We start from the raw sequence: 22,991 nt of genomic DNA, 5'->3' as shown, positions 1-22,991 counted from the left end.
ATTATTAGGTAATCATTATTATTATTAACCAGAAAACTGGTCTAAAATAAAACACCTGTCAAAGCTTTTTGCTTTGACAGGTGTTTCTATATTCCTAACGGTAAGTTTGATTATAAATCAACCAATGTACCTACATTTTCTCCATCTACGATTTTTTCTAAATTACCATCTTTATTCATATCAAATACGATGATAGGCAATTTGTTTTCGTGACTCAAAGTAAAAGCAGTCATATCCATTACTTTAAGATTTTTTTCAAAAACTTCATCGAAAGATAATGAATTGTATTTTACTGCGTCTGCATTCTTCTCAGGATCACTGTCGTAGATTCCGTCTACTCTTGTTCCCTTTAAGATCACATCAGCTCCAATTTCGATTGCTCTTAAAGTCGCAGCTGTATCTGTAGTAAAATAAGGATTTCCTGTTCCTGCTCCGAAGATCACTACTCTTCCTTTTTCAAGGTGCCTTACCGCTCTTCTTTTGATGAATGGTTCCGCTACTTTATCCATTTCGATGGCAGACTGAAGTCTTGTTTTGATTCCTGCATCTTCCAGTGCTCCTTGTAAAGCCATTCCATTAATGACAGTCGCCAGCATTCCCATATAATCTCCCTGCACTCTATCCATTCCTTTTGCCGCTCCTGCAACACCACGGAAAATATTTCCTCCTCCAATTACGATGGCCACTTCACATCCTTTGTCAACTACTTTTTTGATCTCAGCAGCATATTCCTGCAGTCTTTCATTATCAATACCGTATTGTCTGTTTCCCATTAAGGCCTCACCGCTCAGTTTCAGAAGGATTCTTTTATATTTCATCTTTTATTTTTAATAACTTTTTATTAGTACTGGTTTCCCAAGAATTTGATTTTGCAAATATAATCATTAAAAATGTTGATAAAAGAAAAATATTTAAATAGAAATAATGTAAGAAATATTTTGAAAAGTACGAAAAAGGATTATTTTTGCATTAATTATAAATTGAATTGAAGAAAATTATCATTTTTTCATTATTTCTATCAGGAATTGTTTCTTATGCGCAAACAGGAACAAATGTTTATCCGTTCTTAAATGTACCTGTATCTGCAAGACAAGCCGCTTTAGGCGGTGATGCAATTTCAGTAAGAGATTATGATGTTTCCTTTGCTATTGCAAACCCTGCCCTGTTAAATAAAGATTCTGACAAACAGCTTTCTGTAAACGCAACGGCTTACCTTGCCGATTCAAAATACGGAACTATTGCTTACGCCAAAGATTTTGAGAATGGCCATATGGCAACTATCAACGCAAGGTATATGAGCTACGGAAGTATTCCGAGAACGGATGAAAGCGGTTTCCAAAACGGAGAATTCAAAGCTTCCGATGTAGCGATTGGTGCAGGATATGCCTATCAGTTTGAAGAAGACTGGACTATTGGTGGAGGCCTTAATTTTATTACCTCAAAAATTGATAATTATACTTCTTCCGCCATCTCAGGAACAGCGGGAATTACCTATCATAATAAAAAGAACAAAGAAGTTGTTTCACTGGTCATGAGAAACTTTGGCTTTCAGCTGAAATCTTTCAATGGAACAAGAGAAAACCTTCCTTTCAGAGTAGATCTGGGATATACCAAAACCATCAAGAACTTCCCTCTTGCCATCACTGTTACGGCACATGACCTTCAGAAGTTTGATATTTCTTCAGAAGAGAATCTGGACGGACAGAAAGTGGGTACCGGAAGAAAGATTGCCGATCATTTTTCTTTGGGAGCAGAATTGTTTCCGGAAAAAAACTTCAATATAAGACTGGGATATAATGTGAAAAGAGGAAATGAGCTTGCAGTTGCAGATCAGAGAAACTTCTCAGGGCTTTCTGCCGGATTTGGAGTTAAAGTTTCCAGATTCCGTATTGATTATGCCCATATAAGATATCACAACTCTTCGAACGTCAATCAGATAGGAATCTCAATGGACCTTTCCAGCCACAGAGGAGAATAATCTTCCTGGAGGAAATTTCTCAATTATTCCGAAAATTTCTTACTTCTTCTTGATTTTTAAGAAAAAATCTTGAAATTTGCAGTATGAAAAAACCTGTAATTGCTATCGATGGGTACTCGTCTACCGGAAAAAGTTCTATCTCTAAAATCATTGCTGATCAACTGGGACTTATTCATATGGATACAGGAGCGCTTTACAGAGGAGTTACCTGGTATGCTTTACAGCATTGCCTGAACGCAAAAGGTGAGATTGACCTGAATATGCTGTTGTCTTCTTTTGACCAGATCAAACTTGAATTTAAAAACAACGGCGGAACGCTTGTTCTCTTCCTTAATAATTCTGATATCTCTAAAGAAATCCGTACCAATATTGTGTCTGATAATGTAAGCCTTGTGGCCAAGCAGAAAGAAGTAAGAGACTTTTTGCTGCAGTCACAGCGTACTTTGGCAGAAAAAGGTGGCGTTATTATGGACGGACGTGACATAGGGACAGTAGTTCTGCCAAATGCGGACTATAAATTTTTTCTTACTGCCAGTATTGATGAAAGAACCAAAAGGCGATTTCTGGAGCTGAAAGGACTGGGCATTGAAGCAGATAAAGAGCAGGTAAAGCAAAATCTTATAGAACGTGACAAAATTGACAGCGAGCGTGAAATAGCTCCATTGAAGCAGGCTGATGACGCTATTGTGATTGATAATTCTGAACTGACCAAGGATGAAACCATCGCCCTTATTTTATCTCACATCAAAAAGATTTAACAATTTTTAATAGGCTTCAGGCCTCCTTTGGTATACAAATTGTAAGTTTTATTACTGTAAAAACTAATCTATTATTAATTATTAAAAAACTTAAAATGTCTAGAAAAGGAAATAATACAGCAGGTATATTGGCAGGACTTCTTGCAGGTGCTGCGGCAGGTGTAATCTTAGGAATGTTATACGCACCGGAAGAAGGTAAAGAAACCAGAAAAAAGATCAAAACAAAAGCGAATGATCTTAAAGATCAGGCAAAAAATAAATACGGAGAGGTTTCAGAAAAGGTAAAAGACCAGTACAGCAATATTTCTTCTACTTTCAAAGAAACTGCAAGTAGCGTAGCACATACTGTGAAAGACGGATATGACAAATACAAGGATCAGATTGTTTCTAAAACTGCAGATTTGGCAAAAGATGTAGAAGCAGAACTGAATGATCTGAAAAAATAAGTAATTTAACTTTTTAAGTAAATTACAGAGAGGAACTTTTGTGCGAAAGTTCCTTTTTTTGTAACTTTAAAAAAAAACAATGATAGAAACTATTAAAGAATACGCCTCCAAAAGAATAGATCTTCTGAAAATTGAAGCGACTGAAAAGTCGTCTCTTTCTGCCGGGCTCATTACTTACTTTGTAGTACTGCTTGTTGCTTTTGCTTTTTTTATTATCCTTTTCAATTTTGGAATTGCTTTTCTTATTGGAAAAGCACTGGATAATTATTCTTACGGATTCTTAATTGTTGCTGGGTTTTATGCTTTGGTAATGGCATTTGTCATTGCATTCAAAGGTAAAATTGTCAATGCTGTTGCAGATCAGGTTATTAAATTTTTAAATCATTAAGCTATGGGCAGAAAATACGAGAGCATAGAAGAATTAAGAAGAAAGAAAAAACTGCTTCAAAGTGAAATAAGCGACCTGGAAAATCTTCTCACCTTCAAAAACACAAAGGAAAGTCTAAGTGCGTTTACCAATGGTTTAAGTGACCAGTATCTTCAGGAAAAAGTAGATGAAGACGGTGATGAAAAAGTAGTTCTTAGAAAAGATGTCATTGCCAAACAGCTTACTTCAGAAGTAAAAGACCTTCTCATCAGCAAAAATACAGCTGTAGGACTTGCCAGTTCTGCTTTCAAAGGAAGCAGCATTACAGACAGCCTTGTTAAGCTGGGAGTAACTGCCATTATAGGAAACTATGCCAAGAAGAATATGAAAAGCTCCAATTGGAAGAAAAAACTGATTGGTGCGGCACTCATCTATCTTGCTCCTATAGCCCTGAAATATGTAAGAAAAAAGATGGAAGTCTATCAAAAAAATAAAAGTGTTTCCAGTATGGAACAACTGATTTAAGGAATTAGGGCTTAGGATTTAAAAATAGTTTCATATTTTCACATCCTAAGCCCTAATTTCTAAGTTCTATTTTGAAAATAACTGTCCTAAAATAATCCCGGCTGCCATAGATACATTAAGGCTTTCTGTAGACTGGGATTTTCCAAATCTCGGAATACTGATACTTTTCTGTAAAAGTTTTTCTGTTTCTGGTCTCATTCCATTTCCTTCGTTTCCTAAAATCAGATTGATCTTTTCCGGTTTTCTAAAAGTATAGATATTCTCCCCTTCCATATCTGTTCCGATGTTTACATTTTCTGTTTCAGAAAGGTATTTCACAAGATCAGTATACACAACATTCACCCGGGTAAATGATCCCATTGTTGCCTGAATTACTTTTGGATTATAAAAATCTACAGTATCCTCACTGCAGATGATCTGTTCAATTCCGAACCAGTCTGCCAACCGTATAATGGTTCCTAAATTTCCGGGATCCTGTATCCCGTCCAGAACCAGCTGTATATTCTTATCCGCCAGCTTTTCTTCCTGAGCAAGATAGCATACTGCTACGGAATCTTTCGGCGTTTTCAGAAAACTGATTTTTTTTAATTCATTTTCAGAGATATGGGTAATGGGAATATCAGTACGGTCCAATTTTTGTGGATCGGTTGATAATATTTCTTTAACTTTAAAGTTAGAATTAAAAAGTTCACAAATGATTTTATTGCCTTCAACCAAAAACAAATTGTATTTTTGTCTGAACTTCTTTTTATCTAAAGATTGTAAAACTTTTATTGTATGAGCTGTAAGCATTATAAGAATTCTCCTCAAAAATATTATAAAATTATCTCATTTGCAACATTTGTTGGTCTCCTTTATGCTTGTAGTACTACAAAAAAAGTTCCTGACGGTGAATACCTGCTTACTAAAAACAGTCTGGAATTTGAGGATAAGAGAGAATTTTTTGATGAGGAACTCAAAGACTATATTCAGCAGAAGCCTAATAAAAAGCAATTCCTTTTCATGCCGTTAAGTCTTCTTCTGTACAATATGGCTACCCCAAAGTACGACACTATACTTAACGAATATATGACCTATCCTGGTGAGATGAGAAATCAAAAGCTGAGAGATTCTTTATTCCTTAAATATAATATGAAAAGCAGTGTAGGAAAAAGTCTGCTTTTTGACCGTTTATTGCACAACTGGGGAACACCACCTGTAATTCTTGATCAGACGCGAAGTGAAAAAAGTGCTGAATCCATTAAGAAAAGACTTACCTACAGAGGGTATTGGGATGCAGATGTAAAATTTAAACATACATTGGACTCTGCTTCTAAAAAAGCCTCTGTCAATTATTTTGTCAGACATAATGATCCTACGCGCATTAAAGATTATTACTATAATATTCCCGATCAGGGGATCAAAGGATACTACAGTTCTTTTCTGAACAAAAGTCTTGTGAGATCCGGACAGATTCTTGATCAGACCGTTCTTGAAAGAGAAGTAACAAGAATTACTGATTTGATGAGAGAATTCGGTTACTATAGATTCAATGCTTCCAATGATGAAGTTTATTTTGTGGCAGATTCTCTTAAAAGCAGAAAACAAGTTCCTTTAACACTGGAAATTCATAAAGATTCCCTGGATACTCCATATAAAATTGCCACATTTGGAAATATTGATGTTGCTATTGTGGACGAACCCGGAGATTATCCTAAAAATACGAAAAAAGACAGTTTACGGAGGATACGATTCCACACGATGAATGATAAGTACAAACTTTCATCTATATGGAGAGCTATTATTCCGGACAGTAAAAAAGTCTTTGATCAAACGAAGCTGGATGTTACCAAGAGAAATCTTTTAGCGATGAACAACTTCAGTATTGTCAAAGCAAGAGATTCTCTGAGACAAGGTGGAATGACCTCCCCTAACGACAGTATTGTTGATATTTTATATGTACTGAAACCACTTCCAAAATATGAACTTAAGGTGGGAACTGATATTAATTATTCTCAGGTGCTCAACCTGGGGATCTCTCCTTCTGTTGACCTTACCACCCGGAATGTTTTCAGGGGAGCAGAAAACCTTTCTACCAGTCTTTCAGGAACATTCGGATCTATAAGAAGTACGAAAGATATCAGCAAAAGAGTGGCTGCTTACGAAATATCAGCACAGGCTTCTCTGAATTTCCCAAGACTATTGCTGCCTTTTAATTATTACAAACTGATTCCTAAACGGTATACGCCCACTTCATCTATTTTGCTGGGAGCATCCATTCAGAACAATATCGGTTTGGGAAGAATCATTTTTAATACGGGATTGAACTATCAGGCCAGTGTAAATGACCAGGTATATCATAAGCTTATATTATTCAATACTCAGGTCAGTCTGACCAAAAATAAAGATGCTTATTATGACTATTTCGTAAACGATGGAAGAGTAAAAGATGAAGTCTTCGGCGATTATTTTAAATTTAACCCAGAAACAGCACAAACCGGACAGGATTATAAAGATGGGAAGCTCAGCGTAGACGAGGTTTCCAAAAAAATTATTGAGAATGATGCTTACCGTGCGAGTCTTAACCAACAGGGGACAGATCTTTTAACAGCATTCAGAGGGACTTTGGTAAACAAAGACAGACAGACCCAGGATGTCCTTATTTCTTCCATGATCTACAACTTTGTATACAGTGAGATTGGAAAAAAAGAATATCCAAATGCATTTTATTTCAATGGAAAAGTTGAGCTTGCCGGCAATATTCTTAGCTTATTCAATAAAAAAGATAATAGCGGCGGAGTTGTTATTGGTCCGCAAAGAACTATTTTCGGACTGCCTTATGCACAGTTTGTCAAATTTGATATTGATACCAGAAAATACTTCAGATTTAACAGAAACCAGACATTGGTGCTGCGCCAGTTTATCGGAGTCGGAATACCGTATGGGAATTCACAGGATATGCCGATCATCAAATCCTATTTCAATGGGGGTTCCAATGATATCAGAGCATGGGTCGCATTTGGAGGGCTGGGGCCCGCAGATTCCCAGGTTGATGAAAGAGTACGTACCTATATGACCGACAACGTAAAGCTTACCACCAACATTGAATACAGGATTCCTTTCAATAAAACCTATGAGGGAGCCCTATTTACCGACATAGGGAATACGTGGAGCCTTCGTAACTACAACGATGGATATGGTGATGAATTTAAATTCGGTAAGTTCTGGAAACAGGTAGGTATCGGAAGTGGATTTGGATTACGATTAAATATTGCCTACGTTACAGCCAGAATTGACCTTGCCTATAAGATCTATGATCCCAATAAACCTGAAGGCGACCGATGGAGAATCAAGTATATCCAGCCTTTCAAACCAACAGTTAATATCGCGTTCGGATATCCTTTCTAATCCGGAGAAACGCCTAAAATAAAATAGACCACAGCAATTACACGGGCGAGGATTTCCCTCGCCTGATTTCTGTAAAAACTTTCTGGTTTTGTGACATCCTGCGCATCAAACCCCAAAGCATTCATATCATTATTTCTTGCAAAAAACAATGCTCTAAGATTGTGGTATCCCTGAGATACAATAATGACATTTTTCTTTTTATAAACATCCTTACAACGAAGAATACTTTTATAGGTATTGAAACCTTTGGGATCTTCCATGATAACATCTTCCGGAACACCTTCCTGATTAATCAGATAGTTTTTCATAGCACCCGGTTCATTATATCCCTTACTCTTCTCTCCACTCACTATAATTTTCTTGATTTTACCATGATGATAAAGAAGAGCTGCGGCATCCATTCTTTTAGTAAAATAGGGATTCGAATTTCCGGATCTCATTTTCGGAGATGTTCCCAGAACGAGAGCAATTTCCCTTGGAGGAATTTTTGAAATTTTGGTATAGGTTCTCCCGTTGGTGAGCCCGAAAACCCACACATTACAGAAGCATATCATCAGAATTCCCAATTCCAGTGATATAAACCCAAGGTTAAATATGTTCTTAATAACTCTCAACTAAGATCAAAGTTAAGCTTTATTTTTTTACTTTTCACAATAGACATACAGGCTAAAATATGTCCCTGCTCTTCCTCTTTTTCGGTAAGATACTCGTTTTCCAGCAGTTCCACATCCCCTTCCTCTAAAGAACATTCACAGCTTCCACAAATTCCGGACTTACAGGAGTAAGGTACAGGGAAATTCTGAATCAAAAGCTGCTGCAGGATTTTATCCTTATTATCAGGAAGCTGGGTGTTATATTTTTTTCCCAGCATGGTAAATTCAACTTCTATATTTTCAATAAGAGGAAATTCTTTTTCTACGGGATAAATAGTATCATTAAATTCTTCAAAAAGTTCAAAATGAATATTCTTTTTTGGAATTCCATGGTGGTAGCAGGCATTGGCTAATGTCTTGATCATTTCACCTTTTCCGCAGATCAGCACTTCATCTACGGCATCCCAGATTGTAGATTCTTCGTCTGTATCATCCAAATGAAGAATCTGATTGATAATAAGGTTCAGTTTCTTTTCATCCAGACGGCCGTAGAAAAACTGATCGGCGATTTTCTCCTGTGAGAAAAAGTAAAATATCTGAAGCCTGTCTCCGCATGTTCTGGCAAGACTATCCAACTGATCACGATATACCAGATCATCCGAGCTTTTATTTCCAAAAAATAAAAATAAGCGGGTTCTGGGTTCGTTATGAAGGATATTTTTAAAATGACTTAAAATAGGAGTAATTCCGATTCCGGCAGCAAAAGCAACAATAGTCCTGAACTCACTTGGTTTAGAAACAAGCGTAAATCTTCCGGCCGGTTCACTTACCCATAAAACATCCCCCACATTGTAGTTTTGAAATAACTGAAAAGTAGCTCCTTCAGAAGAGTTAATCTTTATTCCCAGACCTATTTTTTCTTCATAGGGTGCCGAAGTCATTGAATAATCATTAATAACCTCTTTCCCATGTGACTGAAATTTTATACTGACGAACTGCCCGGCTTCAAACCTGAAATTTTCTTTTAGATTCTCAGGAATATCAAACTCCAGAGAAAAAGTATTTTTGGTCAGCTCTTCCTTTTTCGCTATTTTTAACGGATGAAACTGTATCAGTTTCCCTTTATAGATTTGTTGTTCCATAACTTCAATTCAAAAATAGATAAAAAATAATTTATGAAGAAGATAATTTTATCCACGTTACTTCTTGCGGCACTGTACAGCTGTAAAAAAGAAGGTCAGAAAGTTGAAAATACAACTGCCTCAGATTCACTTTCTGTATCTCAAAATACGGAATCTGCGGAAAGTACTGTACTCCCTAAAGAGCTTTCCCCTGAAACTGTAAGCCAGCATTTAGTAAAAAGCAATGACACTTTATATATTACCAATTTCTTTGCAACATGGTGTGGACCATGTATGAGGGAGATTCCAAGTTTCAAAAGCAAAATGGAAGAATTAAAAGGAAAGCCTGTAAAATTTACTTTCATCAATCTTGATGAAAAAACTGAATGGGCCGGTGCTGTTAAGAATTTCGCCACAGAAAATAAACTGGGAGGCAGTATTGTTTTACTGGATGGACAAAAATTGGATCAAAACTTCTTCCATAATAACTTTAAGCAATGGGACGGAGGTTCTATTCCCTTTACTTTCATGAGAAAAGGTAATAAAACTGATGAATATCTGGGAATGATGACGGAAGAGGTACTGAATTCAAAAATTGATTCTTTCTTAAAATAAAAACAGACTGAACGCTTTCTGAATCATGTCAAAAAGATTTAAAATCCTGAGTTTATTATTCGTGATTGCCATTATTGTAAGTGCGGTCATTAATCTGAACACGGGATTTTTAAGTTTAAATATCCATGATTTCTTTCAGGATTCAGCTCACAATCAAATTGCTGAAATCCGCATCAATCGTGTTCTGGTAATGGTATTGGCTGGCATTTCAATTCCTACTTCGGGTTTTCTGATGCAGGAATATTTTCAAAACCCGCTGGCCGGGCCTGATATACTGGGAATAACATCGGTTGCCAGCCTGTCTGTCGCTTTTTACATCTTCTTTTCTCACAATATTCTGCTGCCAGAGTTTCTGCAGAATAGTTTCCTTAGCTTATCTGCTATAGGAGGAAGTTTACTGCTGATGCTGATACTTCTATCCATGTCCAATAGATTTCAGGATAAGTCTTATCTTATTATTTTTGGATTCCTAGTTTCCGCTTTTGCGGGGGCTATTGTATCACTGCTTCAGTTTTACGCAGAGAATCAAAGCCTGAAAAACTATATTTTATGGTCTTTCGGGGCCAATAATATGGTAACGAGAAACCAGATTTATGTATTGTCTGTCCTTGTTTTCATCGGTATGTTCATCTGTTTTAAGGCTATAAAGCCACTTATCGGGAATTCTCTCGGCAATTCTTATGCACAAAGTTTAGGAGTAAACCTGAAGCAGCTCAAGCTTTTAATTATAATTGCATCCTCTCTCCTATCCGCTTCTATTACTGCATTTCTGGGCCCGATCTTATTTATCGGAATCATTGTTCCTCACTTCTGCAGATTGGTTTATAACCCATCCAAATTATGGCAGCAATGGATTCTTAATATGTTTCTGGGAATGCTGATCATGCTGCTTTTCTCCGTCATTGCAGAAAAAACACAGATTCCTTTGAATGTCATAAGCTCTGTTTTTGGAATACCTGTGATTTTGATGATGCTATTGAAACAGAATAAAGTATAATGATGGTGTGTATAAACCGAGCAACCAATTTCAAAATAATACAGACCAGGAAAATAACTCATAGAATTTGAGAATAATTTTATAACTTACTTCAATGGATAAAAAAGGAAATCAATCATACTGTGTCATTCCGAAGGAATCTAAATCAACTTTGCAGAGATGCTTTCAACATGATTTATTAAGTAAAACTTATATAGTTATAAACGAAACAATGAAAATTGAAATAACACAAAAACAACTAATTTCTGCAAACATCATTTTGTTTGTAGTAAGTTTTGTATTTCTGGAGTATTCAAAAATGTTTCGGATGAATCAGAAATTACATTGGATTTATTCTTGGGGTAATAATTGGTGGATTATGCTTGCGTTACCTACAGCATTCTGGGGCTCTCTTATTTTAGGTGGTTATACCTTATGGAAAGTTAAAAAAAATAAATTCTTATATCTATTTTTAAGTTTTCTCCCTATCCTTTTATTTCTAATACTATTCTTCTTTTAAACATGCACCTACAGATCAAACAGGCAGATATCGGCTACAATACAACTTTAATTTCCAATGCCAATGCGGATTTAAAGCTTGGTGATGTATGCCTGCTGATTGGTAATAATGGTGTAGGAAAAACAACGCTTATCAAGTCTATTCTTCACCAGCTTCCTTTACTGGATGGTGAAATCTCTATTAATGGCAAAAATGTGAAGAGCCTTTCGGTAAAGGAAATTGCAGAAAACATTGCCATCGTTTTTTCAAAGTCGGTAATACCGCAACATTATACAGTTGAGGACCTCATTTCCCTGGGAAAGTACATTTACTATCCTTTTTATTTTGAACTAACAAAGCAAGACCGCGAAGAAGTTGCCCATATTATTGAAGAACTGGACTTAAATCAATACCGATATACACTTCTTAAAAACCTCTCAGACGGAAATCTGCAGAAAGCATTTATCGGCCGTGCCATTACCCAAAACTCTCCTATCATTATTCTGGATGAGCCAACAACCCATCTGGATGAAAAAAACAAAATCATTATTCTTAAAACTCTGAGAAAGCTTGCCAAGGAACAGAACAAACTCATTCTGTTTTCGTCCCACGACTGGCGGCTGGCCAAAGAGTTTGCGGATAAAATATGGTACGTGAAGGAAAACCATCTCTATTCGGGAATTGTTGAGGATATTTTGCTTCAGCATGATGAACTTACCAATGCCTCATTATTTCAAATCAACGAAAATTTTATTCCCCCTTTTATCTCTGCTCCGCAGTTTCATAAAGAAATGCTGTATTCTTTGCTTCAGAAAACCTTCACAAAAGATCTTTCTGCTCTCAATTTTGAATTTCAGAGCCCTTTTTGGGTAATTACTAAAGATTCCATGAAATACCAATGTGAATCTTTTGAAGAAATCATTAATTTGGTTAAAAACATTCACTAATACACAGTTTTCTTTGATTAATTTACATACTATGCATGCATAGTATTATGCTAATCATACAATTTAATCTTCTTACTATCAATCTATTAACAAAATTTAACGTTAATAAATACTATGCATGCATAATATTTACTAAATTTGGGTAAAACCATTGGCGCAAAAATGATGGATAATAATAAGGAAAAAATAGAAAACGTAGATTTAATTTTAAAGCAGACCTGGCTGGCTGTTTCAAAAATGTACACAGAATTAGCTCAGGAACATGATTCAACGGCTGTACAGGCCCTTACTCTTCTTAAAATAGACCCTAAAGAAGGAACCCGAAGCACCAATCTCGGTCCAAAGATGGCTATTGAGCCAACTTCTTTAACGAGAATCATCAAACTTCTGGAAGATAACGGTTATATCTATAAGGAAAAAACAACCACCGATAAGAGAGAGGTTATCATTAAACTTACAGATAAAGGGTTAAACTCCAGAAATATGTCTAAAGAAGTCGTTGTCAACTTTAACAAGAAGGTGATGGAAAAGATCTCTCCTGAAAAGATGGAAACGTTCAAAGACGTCATGAGCGAAATCATGAAAATAGCAAACGAATTATTAAATAACAGAAAATAAATTATGATGAACCTTTCGGTTCTATCTAATCTTCTCAAAATAAAAATTTACATATGAAAAGAAGAATCAAACATGTAACGGTTCTTGGTTCAGGAATTATGGGAAGCGGTATCGCAGCTCACTTCGCCAACATTGGTGTTGAAGTATCACTCTTGGATATTGTTCCTTTTGAACTTACTGAAGCTGAACAGAAAAAAGGTTTGACCAAAGATGATAAGGCAGTAAGAAACAGAATTGCTTCCGAAAACTTTGAAAAACTTAAAAAAGCAAGTCCTGCACTTCTTTATTCACCAAAGTTTGCAGACAGAATCAAAATCGGAAATTTCGATGACGATTTACCGAAAATCAAAAACACAGACTGGATCATTGAAGTGGTAGTAGAAAGACTTGATATTAAAAAGTCTGTATATGAAAAGATTGAACAGTTCAGAAAACCGGGAACATTAATTTCCTCCAATACATCCGGTATTCCTATCCACCTGCTGACAGAAGGCAGAAGTGAGGATTTCAAGAAATACTTTGCCGGAACACACTTCTTCAATCCGGTAAGATATCTTCCGCTTTTAGAAATTATTCCTACAAACGATACTGATCCTGAGATCATTGATTTCTATATGAATTATGGAGCGAAATTCTTAGGTAAAACGACCGTTTTAGCGAAAGATACGCCTGCTTTCATCGCCAACAGAATCGGAGTATTCTCTATGATGGATCTTCTTCATAATGTACAAAAATTAGGACTTACGGTTTCCGATGTCGATAAATTAACAGGTCCTGTCATTGGACGTCCGAAATCGGCAACGTTCAGAACAGCTGACGTAGTAGGGCTTGATACTTTGGTAATGGTAGCCAACGGAGTTCGTCAGAGCGGTGCTGAAGCCAATGACTTCAATGATGTTTTTGCCCTTCCTCCTTATATCCAGAAGATGATGGATAACAAATGGCTGGGTTCAAAAACAGAACAAGGATTCTATAAAAAAGTGAAAAATGCAGAAGGAAAATCTGAAATTCACGGATTAAATCTTGATACTTTAGAATATGAACTGCAAGGAAAATCATCATTCCCCACTCTGGAATTAACGAAATCTATTGATAAGCCGATTGACAGATTTAAAGTACTGATCAGTGGTAAAGATAAAGCTGGCGAATTATACAGAAAATCATTAGGAGCATTATTCGCTTATGTTTCCCACAAAGTTCCTGAAATCTCTGACGAAGTATACAAAATTGATGATGCTATGAGAGCAGGATTCGGATGGGAAAACGGTCCATTTGAAATCTGGGATGCAGTAGGTGTTCAGAAAGGTATTGAACTGGCTAAAGATGCAGGATATGAGGTTTCTGACTGGGTAAAAAATGTGGAAACATTCTATAAAGTCAATGACGAGGGACAAAGCATTTACGTTGATAAAAACTCAGGAGAATACAACAAAATTCCTGGCCAGGATGCTTTCATCATTTTAGATAATATCAGAAAAAACAAAACGCTTTGGAGTAACTCAGGGGCTGCCATTGAAGATCTAGGAGATGGTATCATCAATTTTGAGATCCGTTCAAAAATGAACTCCCTTGGAGGCGAAGTTCTGGATGGATTGAACAGAGCCATTGATTTAGCTGAAAAAGAATATGATGGATTAGTAATCGGAAATCAGGGGGCTAATTTCTCTGTAGGTGCTAACCTTGCCATGATCCTAATGATGGCCATCGAACAGGATTGGGATGATTTGAATATGGCTATCGCTTACTTCCAGAAGTCTATGATGAGAGTACGCTACTCTTCTATTCCTGTAGTAGTTGCTCCTCACGGAATGACTCTAGGTGGAGGTTGCGAAATGACCATGCATGCAGACCGAGTGGTTGCCGCTGCAGAAACGTATATCGGACTTGTTGAAACCGGAGTTGGGGTAATTCCTGGCGGTGGCGGTACCAAAGAGCTTACCTTAAGAACTTCCAGAGAATTCCACAATGATGATGTTAAGAATAACAGACTTCGTGATGCGTTCATGAACATTGCAATGGGTAAAGTTGCCACTTCTGCTTATGAAGCTTACGATATGGGAATCCTTGAAAAAGGGAAAGACATTGTCTCTGTAAGCAAAAACAGACAGATTGCTGAAGCTAAAAAAGTAGCAAAATTATTAGCAGAACAAGGATACACCCAGCCAATTGAGCAAAAAGTAAAAGTTCTTGGTAAAGACGCATTAGGAATGTTCTATGTAGGAACAGACCAAATGCTAACCGGAAACTATATTTCTGAACATGATAAGAAAATTGCAGATAAACTGGCCAACGTAATGGTAGGCGGAAATCTGTCTGAACCGACAGTTGTTACAGAACAATATCTGCTGAACCTTGAAAGAGAAACATTCCTTCAGCTTTGTGGAGAAAGAAAAACTCTGGAAAGAATTCAGTACATGTTACAGAATGGAAAACCGTTGAGAAATTAATTTGTACAATGTCGGATGTAAAATGTAAAAAGTATTAATGTATTCACGATGCATAATTTTAGAGATTTAGAAGTTTGGTCAAAATCAATGAAACTTTGTAAAATATTTTATCTGGCTTCAAACGGTTTTCCAAAAGATGAAATGTTCGGATTAACTTCCCAGTCAAGAAGAAGTTTATATTCAATTCCTTCTAATATCGCTGAGGGTGCGGGCAGAGATACAGATGCTCAGTTTTCACATTTCTTAAATATAGCATTAGGCTCTTCATTTGAATTTGAAACCCAGATATTAATTGCAAATGATTTAGGTTTCTTTAAAAATGATGATTTTAATATTATTAATTCAGAAATCAAACATATACAAAATATGTTAGCAAAGTTGAAGCAGAAATTTAATACTTAAACATTTTAATCATAAATACATTTTATAAATACTTTAATACAAAAAAAAATGAAAACAGCATACATAGTAAAAGGATTCAGAACAGCAGTAGGAAAAGCGCCAAAAGGTTCTCTGCGTTTTACACGTCCTGATGTCATGGCGGCTACCGTTATTGAAAAATTAATGGCTGAGCTTCCGCAATTAGATAAAAACAGAATTGATGACCTTATCGTAGGAAATGCAATGCCTGAAGCTGAACAAGGGCTGAATGTTGCACGTCTGATCTCTCTGATGGGATTAAATACCGATAAAGTTCCGGGAGTTACCGTAAACAGATACTGTGCTTCAGGAAGTGAGGCGATTGCCATTGCTTCTGCAAAAATTCAGGCTGGCATGGCGGATTGTATCATCGCAGGCGGTACTGAATCTATGTCATATATTCCGATGGGAGGTTATAAGCCGGTTCCTGAAACAGATATCGCAAAAACAAACCCTGATTACTACTGGGGAATGGGTTATACTGCTGAAGAAGTAGCAAAACAGTATAACATTACAAGAGAAGAGCAGGATCAGTTTGCATTTGAGTCTCACATGAAAGCTTTAAAAGCCAATCAGGAAGGAAAATTTGCCAACCAGATTGTTCCGATTCCTGTAGAATATAATTTCCTTGACGAAAATCAGAAACTTCAGAGTAAAAAATTTGATTTTTCAGTGGATGAAGGCCCAAGAGCTGATACTTCTTTAGCAGGTTTGGCAAAATTAAGACCTGTATTTGCCAACGGAGGAAGTGTAACTGCCGGAAACTCTTCTCAGATGAGCGACGGAGCTGCTTTCGTAATGGTAATGAGTGAAGAAATGGTAAAAGAATTAGGCCTTGAACCGGAAGCAAGATTAGTAGCCTATGCAGCTGCAGGTCTTGAGCCAAGAATCATGGGTATGGGACCAATTTATGCTATTCCAAAAGCGTTGAAACAGGCAGGCTTAGAATTAAAAGATATAGAACTGATCGAGCTTAATGAAGCATTCGCATCTCAATCGGTTGCTATCAAAAAAGAATTGGGCTTAAATCCGGATATCTTAAATGTAAACGGAGGAGCTATTGCTCTTGGTCACCCACTGGGATGTACAGGAACAAAACTGACAGTCCAGCTTCTTGATGAAATGAAAAGACGCGGTAACAAATACGGAATGGTTTCTATGTGTGTAGGAACCGGACAGGGAGCGGCTTCTATTTTTGAACTTTTATAATTGTATAATGTCCGTTGTACAATGTATAAAGTATTAAATCTTACATAATAATAATTTCATAAAAAAGTACAATGTACATTTTACATTATACTTTTTACAAAAAATAAAAAAAACAGATATGGCTACATTAAAAGGCGGGGAATTCCTGATCAAACAAATTCCAGCAAATGAAATTTTCAGTATTGAAGAACTGAATGAGGAGCAAAAGATGCTTCGTGATTCTGCAAAAGAATTTATCGACAGAGAGGTAGTTCCTCAAAGAGAACGTTTTGAAAAGAAAGACTACGCATTCACGGAAGAAACAATGCGTAAGCTTGGTGAAATGGGCATGTTGGGAATTGCAGTTCCTGAAGAGTACGGAGGTCTTGGAATGGGATTCGTGACCACAATGCTAGCGTGCGACTACCTTTCCGGAACAACAGGTTCACTGGCAACTGCTTACGGGGCACATACAGGAATAGGCACCCTTCCTATCGTTCTTTATGGAACTGAAGAGCAGAAGAAGAAATATCTTCCGGATTTAGCAACCGGGACCAAATTCGGAGCTTACTGTCTGACAGAGCCGGATGCCGGTTCTGATGCCAACTCAGGAAAAACAAGAGCAAAACTTTCCGAAGACGGAAAACATTATATCATCAATGGACAGAAAATGTGGATCTCCAATGCAGGATTTGCAGATACATTTACATTATTCGCTAAAATTGATGATGATAAAAATATCACAGGATTCGTAATCAACAGATCTGAGCTTGAAAACCCCGGAAGCTTAACTTTCGGTGAAGAAGAGCACAAATTGGGTATCCGTGCATCTTCTACCCGTCAGGTTTTCTTCAATGATATGAAAATTCCTGTAGAAAATCTTTTGGGTGAAAGAAACAATGGTTTTAAAATCGCATTAAATGCCCTGAACGTAGGCCGTATCAAATTGGCTGCAGCATGCCTTGATGCTCAGAGAAGAATCTTAAACCACTCTATCCAGTACTCTAACGAAAGAAAACAGTTTGGGGTATCCATCTCTACTTTCGGAGCCATCAGAAAAAAATTGGCTGAAATGGCAACCGGAGTGTTCGTAAGTGAGGCAGGTTCTTACAGAGCGGCAAAAAATATTCAGGATAAAATTGACGAGCTGGTAGCAGGCGGATTAAGCCACCAGGAAGCAGAATTGAAAGGAGTTGAAGAATTTGCTGTAGAATGTTCAATCCTTAAAGTATTCGTTTCTGACCTTGCTCAGCATACTGCAGATGAAGGAATCCAGGTATACGGAGGAATGGGATTCTCTGAAGATACCCCTATGGAAGCAGCCTGGAGAGATTCAAGAATTTCAAGAATCTATGAAGGTACCAACGAAATCAACAGATTATTAGCGGTAGGAATGCTTATCAAGAGAGCAATGAAAGGTGAATTGGATCTTTTATCTCCTGCAATGGCAATCAGTAAAGAACTGATGGGTATCCCTTCATTTGAAGTTCCTGATTATTCAGAATTCATGAGCGAAGAAAAAGCGATTATCGCTAACCTTAAGAAAGTGTTCTTAATGGTTTCCGGAGCAGCTCTTCAGAAATACATGATGGACATTGAGAAACAACAGCATTTATTACTGAATGCATCTGAAATCCTGAATCAGATCTATATGGCAGAATCTGCCGTATTAAGAGCAGAGAAACACTTCTCTCCTGATTCTGTGGAAGCAGCAATGGCTCAGCTTAACCTTTACAAAGCTGTTGAGAAAATCATCACCGCTGCTAAAGAAGGAATCGTTTCTTTTGCTGAAGGGGATGAGCAGAGAATGATGCTTTCAGGATTAAGAAGATTTACCAAATATACCAACCATCCAAATGTAGTAGCGCTTACTGAAAAAGTGGCAGCTCATTATATTGAAAAAGGAGCTTATTAGTCTTTAATAACATAAATTTGATTCAAAACACCTCATTTCTTTGAGGTGTTTTTGTTTTTTACCCTCAATTATTATTACCACCATTGAATTTCCCGCCATCTCCTGACATTATTCAGAAAAATTTATTATTTTTATTTTAAATTAATTAACACATGAAAATATTATTATTTCCTCTTTTCTTTATTTCAGCGGTTCTTACAGCCCAACAAAAGGAAAAGCTAATTCCTGTTCCCAAATCAGATACCATTAACATTGTAAAGAATGGAAAACTGCCGGGATACTTTTCATTGAAGTCGGATCAACCACGGAAAGAACTGTATAAGATACTGACAATTTCACCAAAGGACTCTACCCTTTATCTGGCCTTAAAGGAACCTTCAAAGGATTATTTACAATATAAGATCTTAAATGCCATCACGCCTGACAAACTCCAGGTGAATCCCCAAAAAACAATACCATCAAAATAACACAACATCAAATTAAAACTATTATCATGGGAAAATTTATTATCTCTAAAAGAACAAACGGAGACTTTCAGTTCAACCTCAAAGCAGGAAACGGACAGGTTATTTTAACGAGCCAGGGATACAGCACAAAACCCTCCTGCGAAAATGGAATCGGATCTGTAAAAATCAATTCACAGGAAGATTCAAAATTCGAAAGAAATACAGCTAAGGATGGCAGATGCTATTTTAACCTTAAAGCAGGTAACGGACAGATCATAGGAACAAGTCAGATGTATGAATCTGATAACGGTATGGAAAATGGAATAGAATCCGTAAAAAACAATGCTCCGCATGCCCATATAGAGGATGAAACAAACTTATAAAATCATCTGAAATATTCTCAATAAAAATGCCTTACTTTTTAAGGCATTTTTTATTTTTGTACTCTATTTTTCATTAGAAATGACAAAAGAAGAATTACTGAATAAAGCAATCAAAATTGCCGATAAGGCTCATAAAGGACAAACCGATAAATACCATGCTCCATACATTGCCCACGTAATGCGTGTGATGAATTACGGTAAAACGCTGGACGAAAAGATCGTTGGGGTACTGCACGATGTTGTGGAAGATCATCCACAGGAGTTTAGTCTTGATTATTTAAGATCTGAAGGGTTTCCTGAATATATTATTTTCGCCATCAGCTGCCTTACGAAACTTGATCCTGAAGAAGATTATGACGAATTTATCAAAAGAACTGAAAGATCCCTCCTATCTGTTGCCGTAAAACTGAATGACCTGCGTGACAACATGGACCTCAGAAGAGTAAACAGAGAACTTACGCCTAAGGATATTAAAAGATTCAATAAATATTTGAAAGCCTATCGTTATTTGATAGAGAAATATTAATAAAAAACACATGACTAATAACCTACCCAAAATTTCATCAGCTTATCAATCCAAGCTGATTTCTGCTATTGTATCTATTTCAGTTTTTTTCCTGATCTATCTGGTACTTATACTCACCTCTTTGCTCATGATATTCTTATTAGGATATGGAGCCATAAAAATGCTGAGTGTTTCTGTCAATTATTTTACAGTTTTGGGAGCTGCAGGACTGTTGAGTGTAGGAATTTTTGTTTTTATATTTCTTGTCAAATTTATTTTCAGAAAAAACCATTACAGTACACGCCATCTGCTGGAAGTTAACAGATCTCACCAGCCTGAACTGTTTGCTATCATTGACGAAATTGTAGCTGAAACAAAAGTGAAGGCTCCACAAAAAGTTTTTCTTTCTCCGGATGTAAATGCCAGTGTAAGCTATAATTCTATTTTCTGGAGCATGTTTCTGCCTGTTAAGAAAAATCTAACGATTGGCGTTGGGTTAATCAATACTACAAGCGTAGGAGAATTGCGGACAATTCTGGCTCACGAATTCGGGCATTTCTCTCAGAAAAGCATGAAGGTCGGCGGTTATGTGAACCAGGCTGAAAAAATAATTTTTGAAACGGTTTACAATAATAAAGACTACGAAAACTTTATCATGGAATTTTCGGGAGGGAATGCTATTTTTAAAATTTTTGGCCTGATTTCAGTCAGTTTCATTAATGCATTTCAATCTGTTCTTAAAAGTATGTCCAATTTCCTGTTCAAAAATCATGCATCTCTGCAAAGAGAAATGGAATACCATGCAGATGCTATTTCAACCTATATTACCAATGCTGAGGAACAGGCTTCATCATTGTTAAGACTGGAATTAAGTGACTTGGCATTTAATCATTCTTTTAATTTTTACGTTGAAAGTAATCAGAAATACCTCCCAAAAGATCTGTATAAGAACCAGATTTCCTTAATGAAAATTTTATCAGAAAGGAATAACCACCCGTATGTAAATGGGCTTCCGAAAATAGATGCTGAAGATCTTAACCGCTATAATAAATCCAGAATTGAAATTGAAGACCAGTGGACATCGCACCCTGATATTTTAAAAAGAATTGAAAGAATTAAAACAAACAAAACCAGAAATACAGCAGCAGATCACAGGTATGCAAGAGAAATAATCAGCGGATTTGATAAAATCTGCGAAATCATGACCTCAAAATATCTGACTTTACGCACAGTAAAAAATGTAGGTGAAGTCATAGAGGATGAGACTTTCATCAGGCTTTACCTGGATAATAACATCTATCAGACCTTTAGTTCAAATTTCAATGGATATTACGAAAGGCACAACCCTGTTATAGAAAATATTGAATCTGTCATTTCCGACGCTTCTTCTCATGATGATGCTGATCTTTTCAGTGACAAAAAAGTATCTTTAGTCTACGAAAAATCAGGAATAGAGAATGACATCCGGACCCTGCAATATCTGGCTTCCTATCCGAAAGAAATAAAAACATTCAGGTTTGATGGCAGTTTATATAAAGCGAAAGAGGCAGCAAACCTTATTCCTGATCTGGAAAATGAATTAAAGAGAGTAAAAGAAGAACTTCTGGAAAATGATAAAGCAATTTTCCGGCATTATTATCATATTTCTGATGAAAATATCAGGAAAGATCTTCTTAACAGGTATAAAAACTTCGCAGTAATAGATAGAGAATTTGATGATTTTCAGAAAAGCCTTAATGAATTTACCATATATCTGCAATTCATGGCGGTCACTTTGCCTTTTGAGGAAATCCGCAAACACAGAGCCAAGCTTTTGAAAGCAGAGGAACCTTTTAAACAAAAGACCAAAGAGCTGATTGAAAATTCAGCGTATAAAGAAGCTTTAACCATTGAGGATAAAATTCTTTTACAGGAATTTGTAAACTCTGAATATATCTATTTTAATAAAGACAAATACCTTGAACATGAAGTAAATGCAATCTCATTAGTAATTGAAAAGTACCAGGCATTACTGAATGATCATTATCTTAATGCTAAACTGAACCTGCTAAATTTCCAGGCAGAATTAAGCAGAAATTAATCCGCCCCCGGGAAATCGTAAGTCTTCGTATGATGTTCTGTTCCGTCGATGTTAATGTTTAACGCAAGGTAAATAAAATGCAAATTTCTGTTTCCTTTTGCTTCAAATTCACGCTGCCACAGATATCCGCTTACAATACCGAAATAGTCATCAATCTGATAGCCGAAACCACCATAGACTCTGTTTCTGGCGAAAGTAGGCTTCATCGGGGAAACAAAGAAAACCTCATCATACGCATTGGCAAAAACAGTTCCTTTCTTAATGGTTTTGGCATTTAAGGGAACACTCACGTTCAGACGGTATCTGTAACGCATTCTCTGGGAGGTCTGATCTGTTTTAGGCTCATAAAACCAGCTTTTTTCGGCACGAAAACGGTTTTCAAATTTCACGATGCCTTTTTTAAGATCAATGACATCCTGAAGCCACACCCTGAATTCTTCCCTGCTTAAACTATGATCTTTATAATTGACATATCTTCCCAGTCCCACAAAAGGCTTGTGGTTCTTGGTGAGATTGTATCCTAATCCACCTTTTATTTCATAATAATCCGGGTAGGTATAATCTTCGTTGCCACGCATCTGACCTTCAGCATAGAGGAAAAACTTCGGATGAAACTTATAGGTCAGGGTTACTGCATTGAAGCTGGAAACGTGTTCCTGTGCTTTAAAAAAAGATATTCCAAGTAATAAACCTAGGCCTATAAGACGTTTCATAAAAAATTTTTGCAAATGTAAATTTTTTAACAATTTGTTAATATTAACTTTTATTCATATCAAA

General features: G+C 36.5%; 24 protein-coding genes. 19 read left to right on the top strand and 5 right to left on the bottom strand.

From position 1 onward, the window contains the following. Positions 1-110 precede the first annotated feature (110 nt). On the bottom strand, positions 111-818 hold the full coding sequence (gene pyrH, locus CRS_RS02415; protein ID WP_002979821.1) for a UMP kinase: 708 nt from the start codon (positions 816-818) through the stop codon (positions 111-113). 167 nt (positions 819-985) lie between these two features. Here pyrH and porQ point away from each other — a divergent pair, with 167 nt between their 5' ends. From porQ to CRS_RS02390, 5 genes are all read left to right on the top strand, one after another. Then, positions 986-1,978 (top strand): type IX secretion system protein PorQ, encoded by a 993-nt coding sequence (gene porQ, locus CRS_RS02410; RefSeq protein ID WP_142722486.1) that lies wholly within the window; start codon positions 986-988, stop codon positions 1,976-1,978. Between the two features lie 83 nt (positions 1,979-2,061). Next, positions 2,062-2,736 carry a (d)CMP kinase gene (gene cmk, locus CRS_RS02405; protein WP_142722485.1) on the top strand — a complete coding sequence of 225 codons (675 nt, stop codon included), beginning with the start codon at positions 2,062-2,064 and terminating at the stop codon, positions 2,734-2,736. Between the two features lie 95 nt (positions 2,737-2,831). Continuing rightward, complete coding sequence (locus tag CRS_RS02400) at positions 2,832-3,182, top strand: YtxH domain-containing protein (RefSeq protein ID WP_002979824.1); 351 nt, start codon at positions 2,832-2,834, stop codon at positions 3,180-3,182. A 79-nt stretch (positions 3,183-3,261) separates the two neighbouring features. Next, a complete protein-coding gene (locus CRS_RS02395; RefSeq protein ID WP_142722484.1) occupies positions 3,262-3,570 on the top strand; it encodes a phage holin family protein in 309 nt (102 codons plus the stop codon). A gap of 3 nt (positions 3,571-3,573) precedes the next feature. Next, positions 3,574-4,074, top strand: coding sequence for a phosphoribosyl-ATP pyrophosphatase (locus CRS_RS02390; protein WP_142722483.1), 501 nt, complete (start codon positions 3,574-3,576; stop codon positions 4,072-4,074). 66 nt (positions 4,075-4,140) lie between these two features. On the opposite strand, the gene CRS_RS02385 is transcribed toward CRS_RS02390, so the two are convergent. Further along, positions 4,141-4,866, bottom strand: coding sequence for an RNA methyltransferase (locus tag CRS_RS02385; protein ID WP_142722482.1), 726 nt, complete (start codon positions 4,864-4,866; stop codon positions 4,141-4,143). On the opposite strand from CRS_RS02385, the gene CRS_RS02380 reads away from it, so the two are divergent. Then, a complete protein-coding gene (locus CRS_RS02380) occupies positions 4,852-7,461 on the top strand; it encodes a BamA/TamA family outer membrane protein (RefSeq protein WP_142722481.1) in 2,610 nt (869 codons plus the stop codon). The two genes, CRS_RS02385 and CRS_RS02380, sit on opposite strands and share 15 nt — an antisense overlap. On the opposite strand, the gene CRS_RS02375 is transcribed toward CRS_RS02380, so the two are convergent. Continuing rightward, complete coding sequence (locus CRS_RS02375; protein WP_142722480.1) at positions 7,458-8,075, bottom strand: vancomycin high temperature exclusion protein; 618 nt, start codon at positions 8,073-8,075, stop codon at positions 7,458-7,460. The genes CRS_RS02380 and CRS_RS02375 overlap by 4 nt on opposite strands. Beyond that, a complete protein-coding gene (locus CRS_RS02370) occupies positions 8,072-9,196 on the bottom strand; it encodes a ferredoxin--NADP reductase (protein WP_142722479.1) in 1,125 nt (374 codons plus the stop codon). Before CRS_RS02370 ends, CRS_RS02375 begins: the two co-directional genes overlap by 4 nt. Before the next feature lie 33 nt (positions 9,197-9,229). Between CRS_RS02370 and CRS_RS02365 the strand changes: the two genes are divergently transcribed. From CRS_RS02365 to CRS_RS02305, 13 genes are all read left to right on the top strand, one after another. Further along, positions 9,230-9,790 (top strand): thioredoxin domain-containing protein, encoded by a 561-nt coding sequence (locus CRS_RS02365; RefSeq protein WP_142722478.1) that lies wholly within the window; start codon positions 9,230-9,232, stop codon positions 9,788-9,790. Between the two features lie 25 nt (positions 9,791-9,815). Then, on the top strand, positions 9,816-10,787 hold the full coding sequence (locus CRS_RS02360; RefSeq protein ID WP_172616980.1) for an iron ABC transporter permease: 972 nt from the start codon (positions 9,816-9,818) through the stop codon (positions 10,785-10,787). A gap of 94 nt (positions 10,788-10,881) precedes the next feature. Next, positions 10,882-11,286 carry a hypothetical protein gene (locus CRS_RS02355; RefSeq protein ID WP_142722476.1) on the top strand — a complete coding sequence of 135 codons (405 nt, stop codon included), beginning with the start codon at positions 10,882-10,884 and terminating at the stop codon, positions 11,284-11,286. Between the two features lie 2 nt (positions 11,287-11,288). Beyond that, a complete protein-coding gene (locus tag CRS_RS02350) occupies positions 11,289-12,212 on the top strand; it encodes an ABC transporter ATP-binding protein (RefSeq protein WP_142722475.1) in 924 nt (307 codons plus the stop codon). A gap of 165 nt (positions 12,213-12,377) precedes the next feature. Beyond that, a complete protein-coding gene (locus tag CRS_RS02345) occupies positions 12,378-12,830 on the top strand; it encodes a MarR family winged helix-turn-helix transcriptional regulator (protein WP_041461799.1) in 453 nt (150 codons plus the stop codon). Positions 12,831-12,883: 53 nt separating this feature from the next. Next, on the top strand, positions 12,884-15,277 hold the full coding sequence (locus CRS_RS02340) for a 3-hydroxyacyl-CoA dehydrogenase/enoyl-CoA hydratase family protein (protein WP_142722474.1): 2,394 nt from the start codon (positions 12,884-12,886) through the stop codon (positions 15,275-15,277). 48 nt (positions 15,278-15,325) lie between these two features. After that, on the top strand, positions 15,326-15,679 hold the full coding sequence (locus CRS_RS02335) for a four helix bundle protein (protein WP_142722473.1): 354 nt from the start codon (positions 15,326-15,328) through the stop codon (positions 15,677-15,679). Positions 15,680-15,727: 48 nt separating this feature from the next. Next, the gene (locus CRS_RS02330) at positions 15,728-16,906 is read left to right on the top strand and encodes an acetyl-CoA C-acyltransferase (protein WP_142722472.1); all 1,179 of its coding nucleotides are present in this window, start codon (positions 15,728-15,730) and stop codon (positions 16,904-16,906) included. Between the two features lie 118 nt (positions 16,907-17,024). Next, complete coding sequence (locus CRS_RS02325) at positions 17,025-18,800, top strand: acyl-CoA dehydrogenase family protein (protein ID WP_142722471.1); 1,776 nt, start codon at positions 17,025-17,027, stop codon at positions 18,798-18,800. A gap of 152 nt (positions 18,801-18,952) precedes the next feature. Further along, positions 18,953-19,267, top strand: coding sequence for a hypothetical protein (locus tag CRS_RS02320; protein ID WP_142722470.1), 315 nt, complete (start codon positions 18,953-18,955; stop codon positions 19,265-19,267). A gap of 26 nt (positions 19,268-19,293) precedes the next feature. Continuing rightward, positions 19,294-19,629 (top strand): YegP family protein, encoded by a 336-nt coding sequence (locus CRS_RS02315; protein WP_142722469.1) that lies wholly within the window; start codon positions 19,294-19,296, stop codon positions 19,627-19,629. A 79-nt stretch (positions 19,630-19,708) separates the two neighbouring features. Continuing rightward, positions 19,709-20,155, top strand: coding sequence for a phosphohydrolase (locus CRS_RS02310; protein WP_041461800.1), 447 nt, complete (start codon positions 19,709-19,711; stop codon positions 20,153-20,155). A 10-nt stretch (positions 20,156-20,165) separates the two neighbouring features. Then, positions 20,166-22,214 (top strand): M48 family metallopeptidase, encoded by a 2,049-nt coding sequence (locus tag CRS_RS02305; RefSeq protein ID WP_142722468.1) that lies wholly within the window; start codon positions 20,166-20,168, stop codon positions 22,212-22,214. Here CRS_RS02305 and CRS_RS02300 read toward each other — a convergent pair. Continuing rightward, entirely contained in the window at positions 22,211-22,927 is a 717-nt protein-coding gene (locus tag CRS_RS02300) for a DUF2490 domain-containing protein (RefSeq protein ID WP_142722467.1), read from the bottom strand. The two genes, CRS_RS02305 and CRS_RS02300, sit on opposite strands and share 4 nt — an antisense overlap. Positions 22,928-22,991 lie beyond the last annotated feature (64 nt).

It is taken from the genome of Chryseobacterium sp. ON_d1 (assembly GCF_006829085.1).
Lineage (GTDB): Bacteria > Bacteroidota > Bacteroidia > Flavobacteriales > Weeksellaceae > Chryseobacterium.
The sequence above is the reverse complement of the archived record's forward strand: the minus strand, read 5'-3'. Positions and strand labels throughout refer to the sequence as shown.

Coding starts and splice junctions, on each gene's coding strand:
- CRS_RS02315 (WP_142722469.1), top strand. CDS start 19,294: ATGGGAAAATTTATTATCTCTAAAAGAACAAACGGAGACTTTCAGTTC.
- CRS_RS02320 (WP_142722470.1), top strand. CDS start 18,953: ATGAAAATATTATTATTTCCTCTTTTCTTTATTTCAGCGGTTCTTACA.
- CRS_RS02370 (WP_142722479.1), bottom strand. CDS start 9,196: ATGGAACAACAAATCTATAAAGGGAAACTGATACAGTTTCATCCGTTA.
- CRS_RS02365 (WP_142722478.1), top strand. CDS start 9,230: ATGAAGAAGATAATTTTATCCACGTTACTTCTTGCGGCACTGTACAGC.
- CRS_RS02390 (WP_142722483.1), top strand. CDS start 3,574: ATGGGCAGAAAATACGAGAGCATAGAAGAATTAAGAAGAAAGAAAAAA.
- CRS_RS02395 (WP_142722484.1), top strand. CDS start 3,262: ATGATAGAAACTATTAAAGAATACGCCTCCAAAAGAATAGATCTTCTG.
- CRS_RS02310 (WP_041461800.1), top strand. CDS start 19,709: ATGACAAAAGAAGAATTACTGAATAAAGCAATCAAAATTGCCGATAAG.
- CRS_RS02350 (WP_142722475.1), top strand. CDS start 11,289: ATGCACCTACAGATCAAACAGGCAGATATCGGCTACAATACAACTTTA.
- CRS_RS02360 (WP_172616980.1), top strand. CDS start 9,816: ATGTCAAAAAGATTTAAAATCCTGAGTTTATTATTCGTGATTGCCATT.
- CRS_RS02325 (WP_142722471.1), top strand. CDS start 17,025: ATGGCTACATTAAAAGGCGGGGAATTCCTGATCAAACAAATTCCAGCA.
- CRS_RS02400 (WP_002979824.1), top strand. CDS start 2,832: ATGTCTAGAAAAGGAAATAATACAGCAGGTATATTGGCAGGACTTCTT.
- CRS_RS02345 (WP_041461799.1), top strand. CDS start 12,378: ATGGATAATAATAAGGAAAAAATAGAAAACGTAGATTTAATTTTAAAG.
- CRS_RS02385 (WP_142722482.1), bottom strand. CDS start 4,866: ATGCTTACAGCTCATACAATAAAAGTTTTACAATCTTTAGATAAAAAG.
- CRS_RS02335 (WP_142722473.1), top strand. CDS start 15,326: ATGCATAATTTTAGAGATTTAGAAGTTTGGTCAAAATCAATGAAACTT.
- CRS_RS02340 (WP_142722474.1), top strand. CDS start 12,884: ATGAAAAGAAGAATCAAACATGTAACGGTTCTTGGTTCAGGAATTATG.
- CRS_RS02300 (WP_142722467.1), bottom strand. CDS start 22,927: ATGAAACGTCTTATAGGCCTAGGTTTATTACTTGGAATATCTTTTTTT.
- CRS_RS02380 (WP_142722481.1), top strand. CDS start 4,852: ATGAGCTGTAAGCATTATAAGAATTCTCCTCAAAAATATTATAAAATT.
- CRS_RS02355 (WP_142722476.1), top strand. CDS start 10,882: ATGGATAAAAAAGGAAATCAATCATACTGTGTCATTCCGAAGGAATCT.
- cmk (WP_142722485.1), top strand. CDS start 2,062: ATGAAAAAACCTGTAATTGCTATCGATGGGTACTCGTCTACCGGAAAA.
- CRS_RS02330 (WP_142722472.1), top strand. CDS start 15,728: ATGAAAACAGCATACATAGTAAAAGGATTCAGAACAGCAGTAGGAAAA.
- CRS_RS02305 (WP_142722468.1), top strand. CDS start 20,166: ATGACTAATAACCTACCCAAAATTTCATCAGCTTATCAATCCAAGCTG.
- pyrH (WP_002979821.1), bottom strand. CDS start 818: ATGAAATATAAAAGAATCCTTCTGAAACTGAGCGGTGAGGCCTTAATG.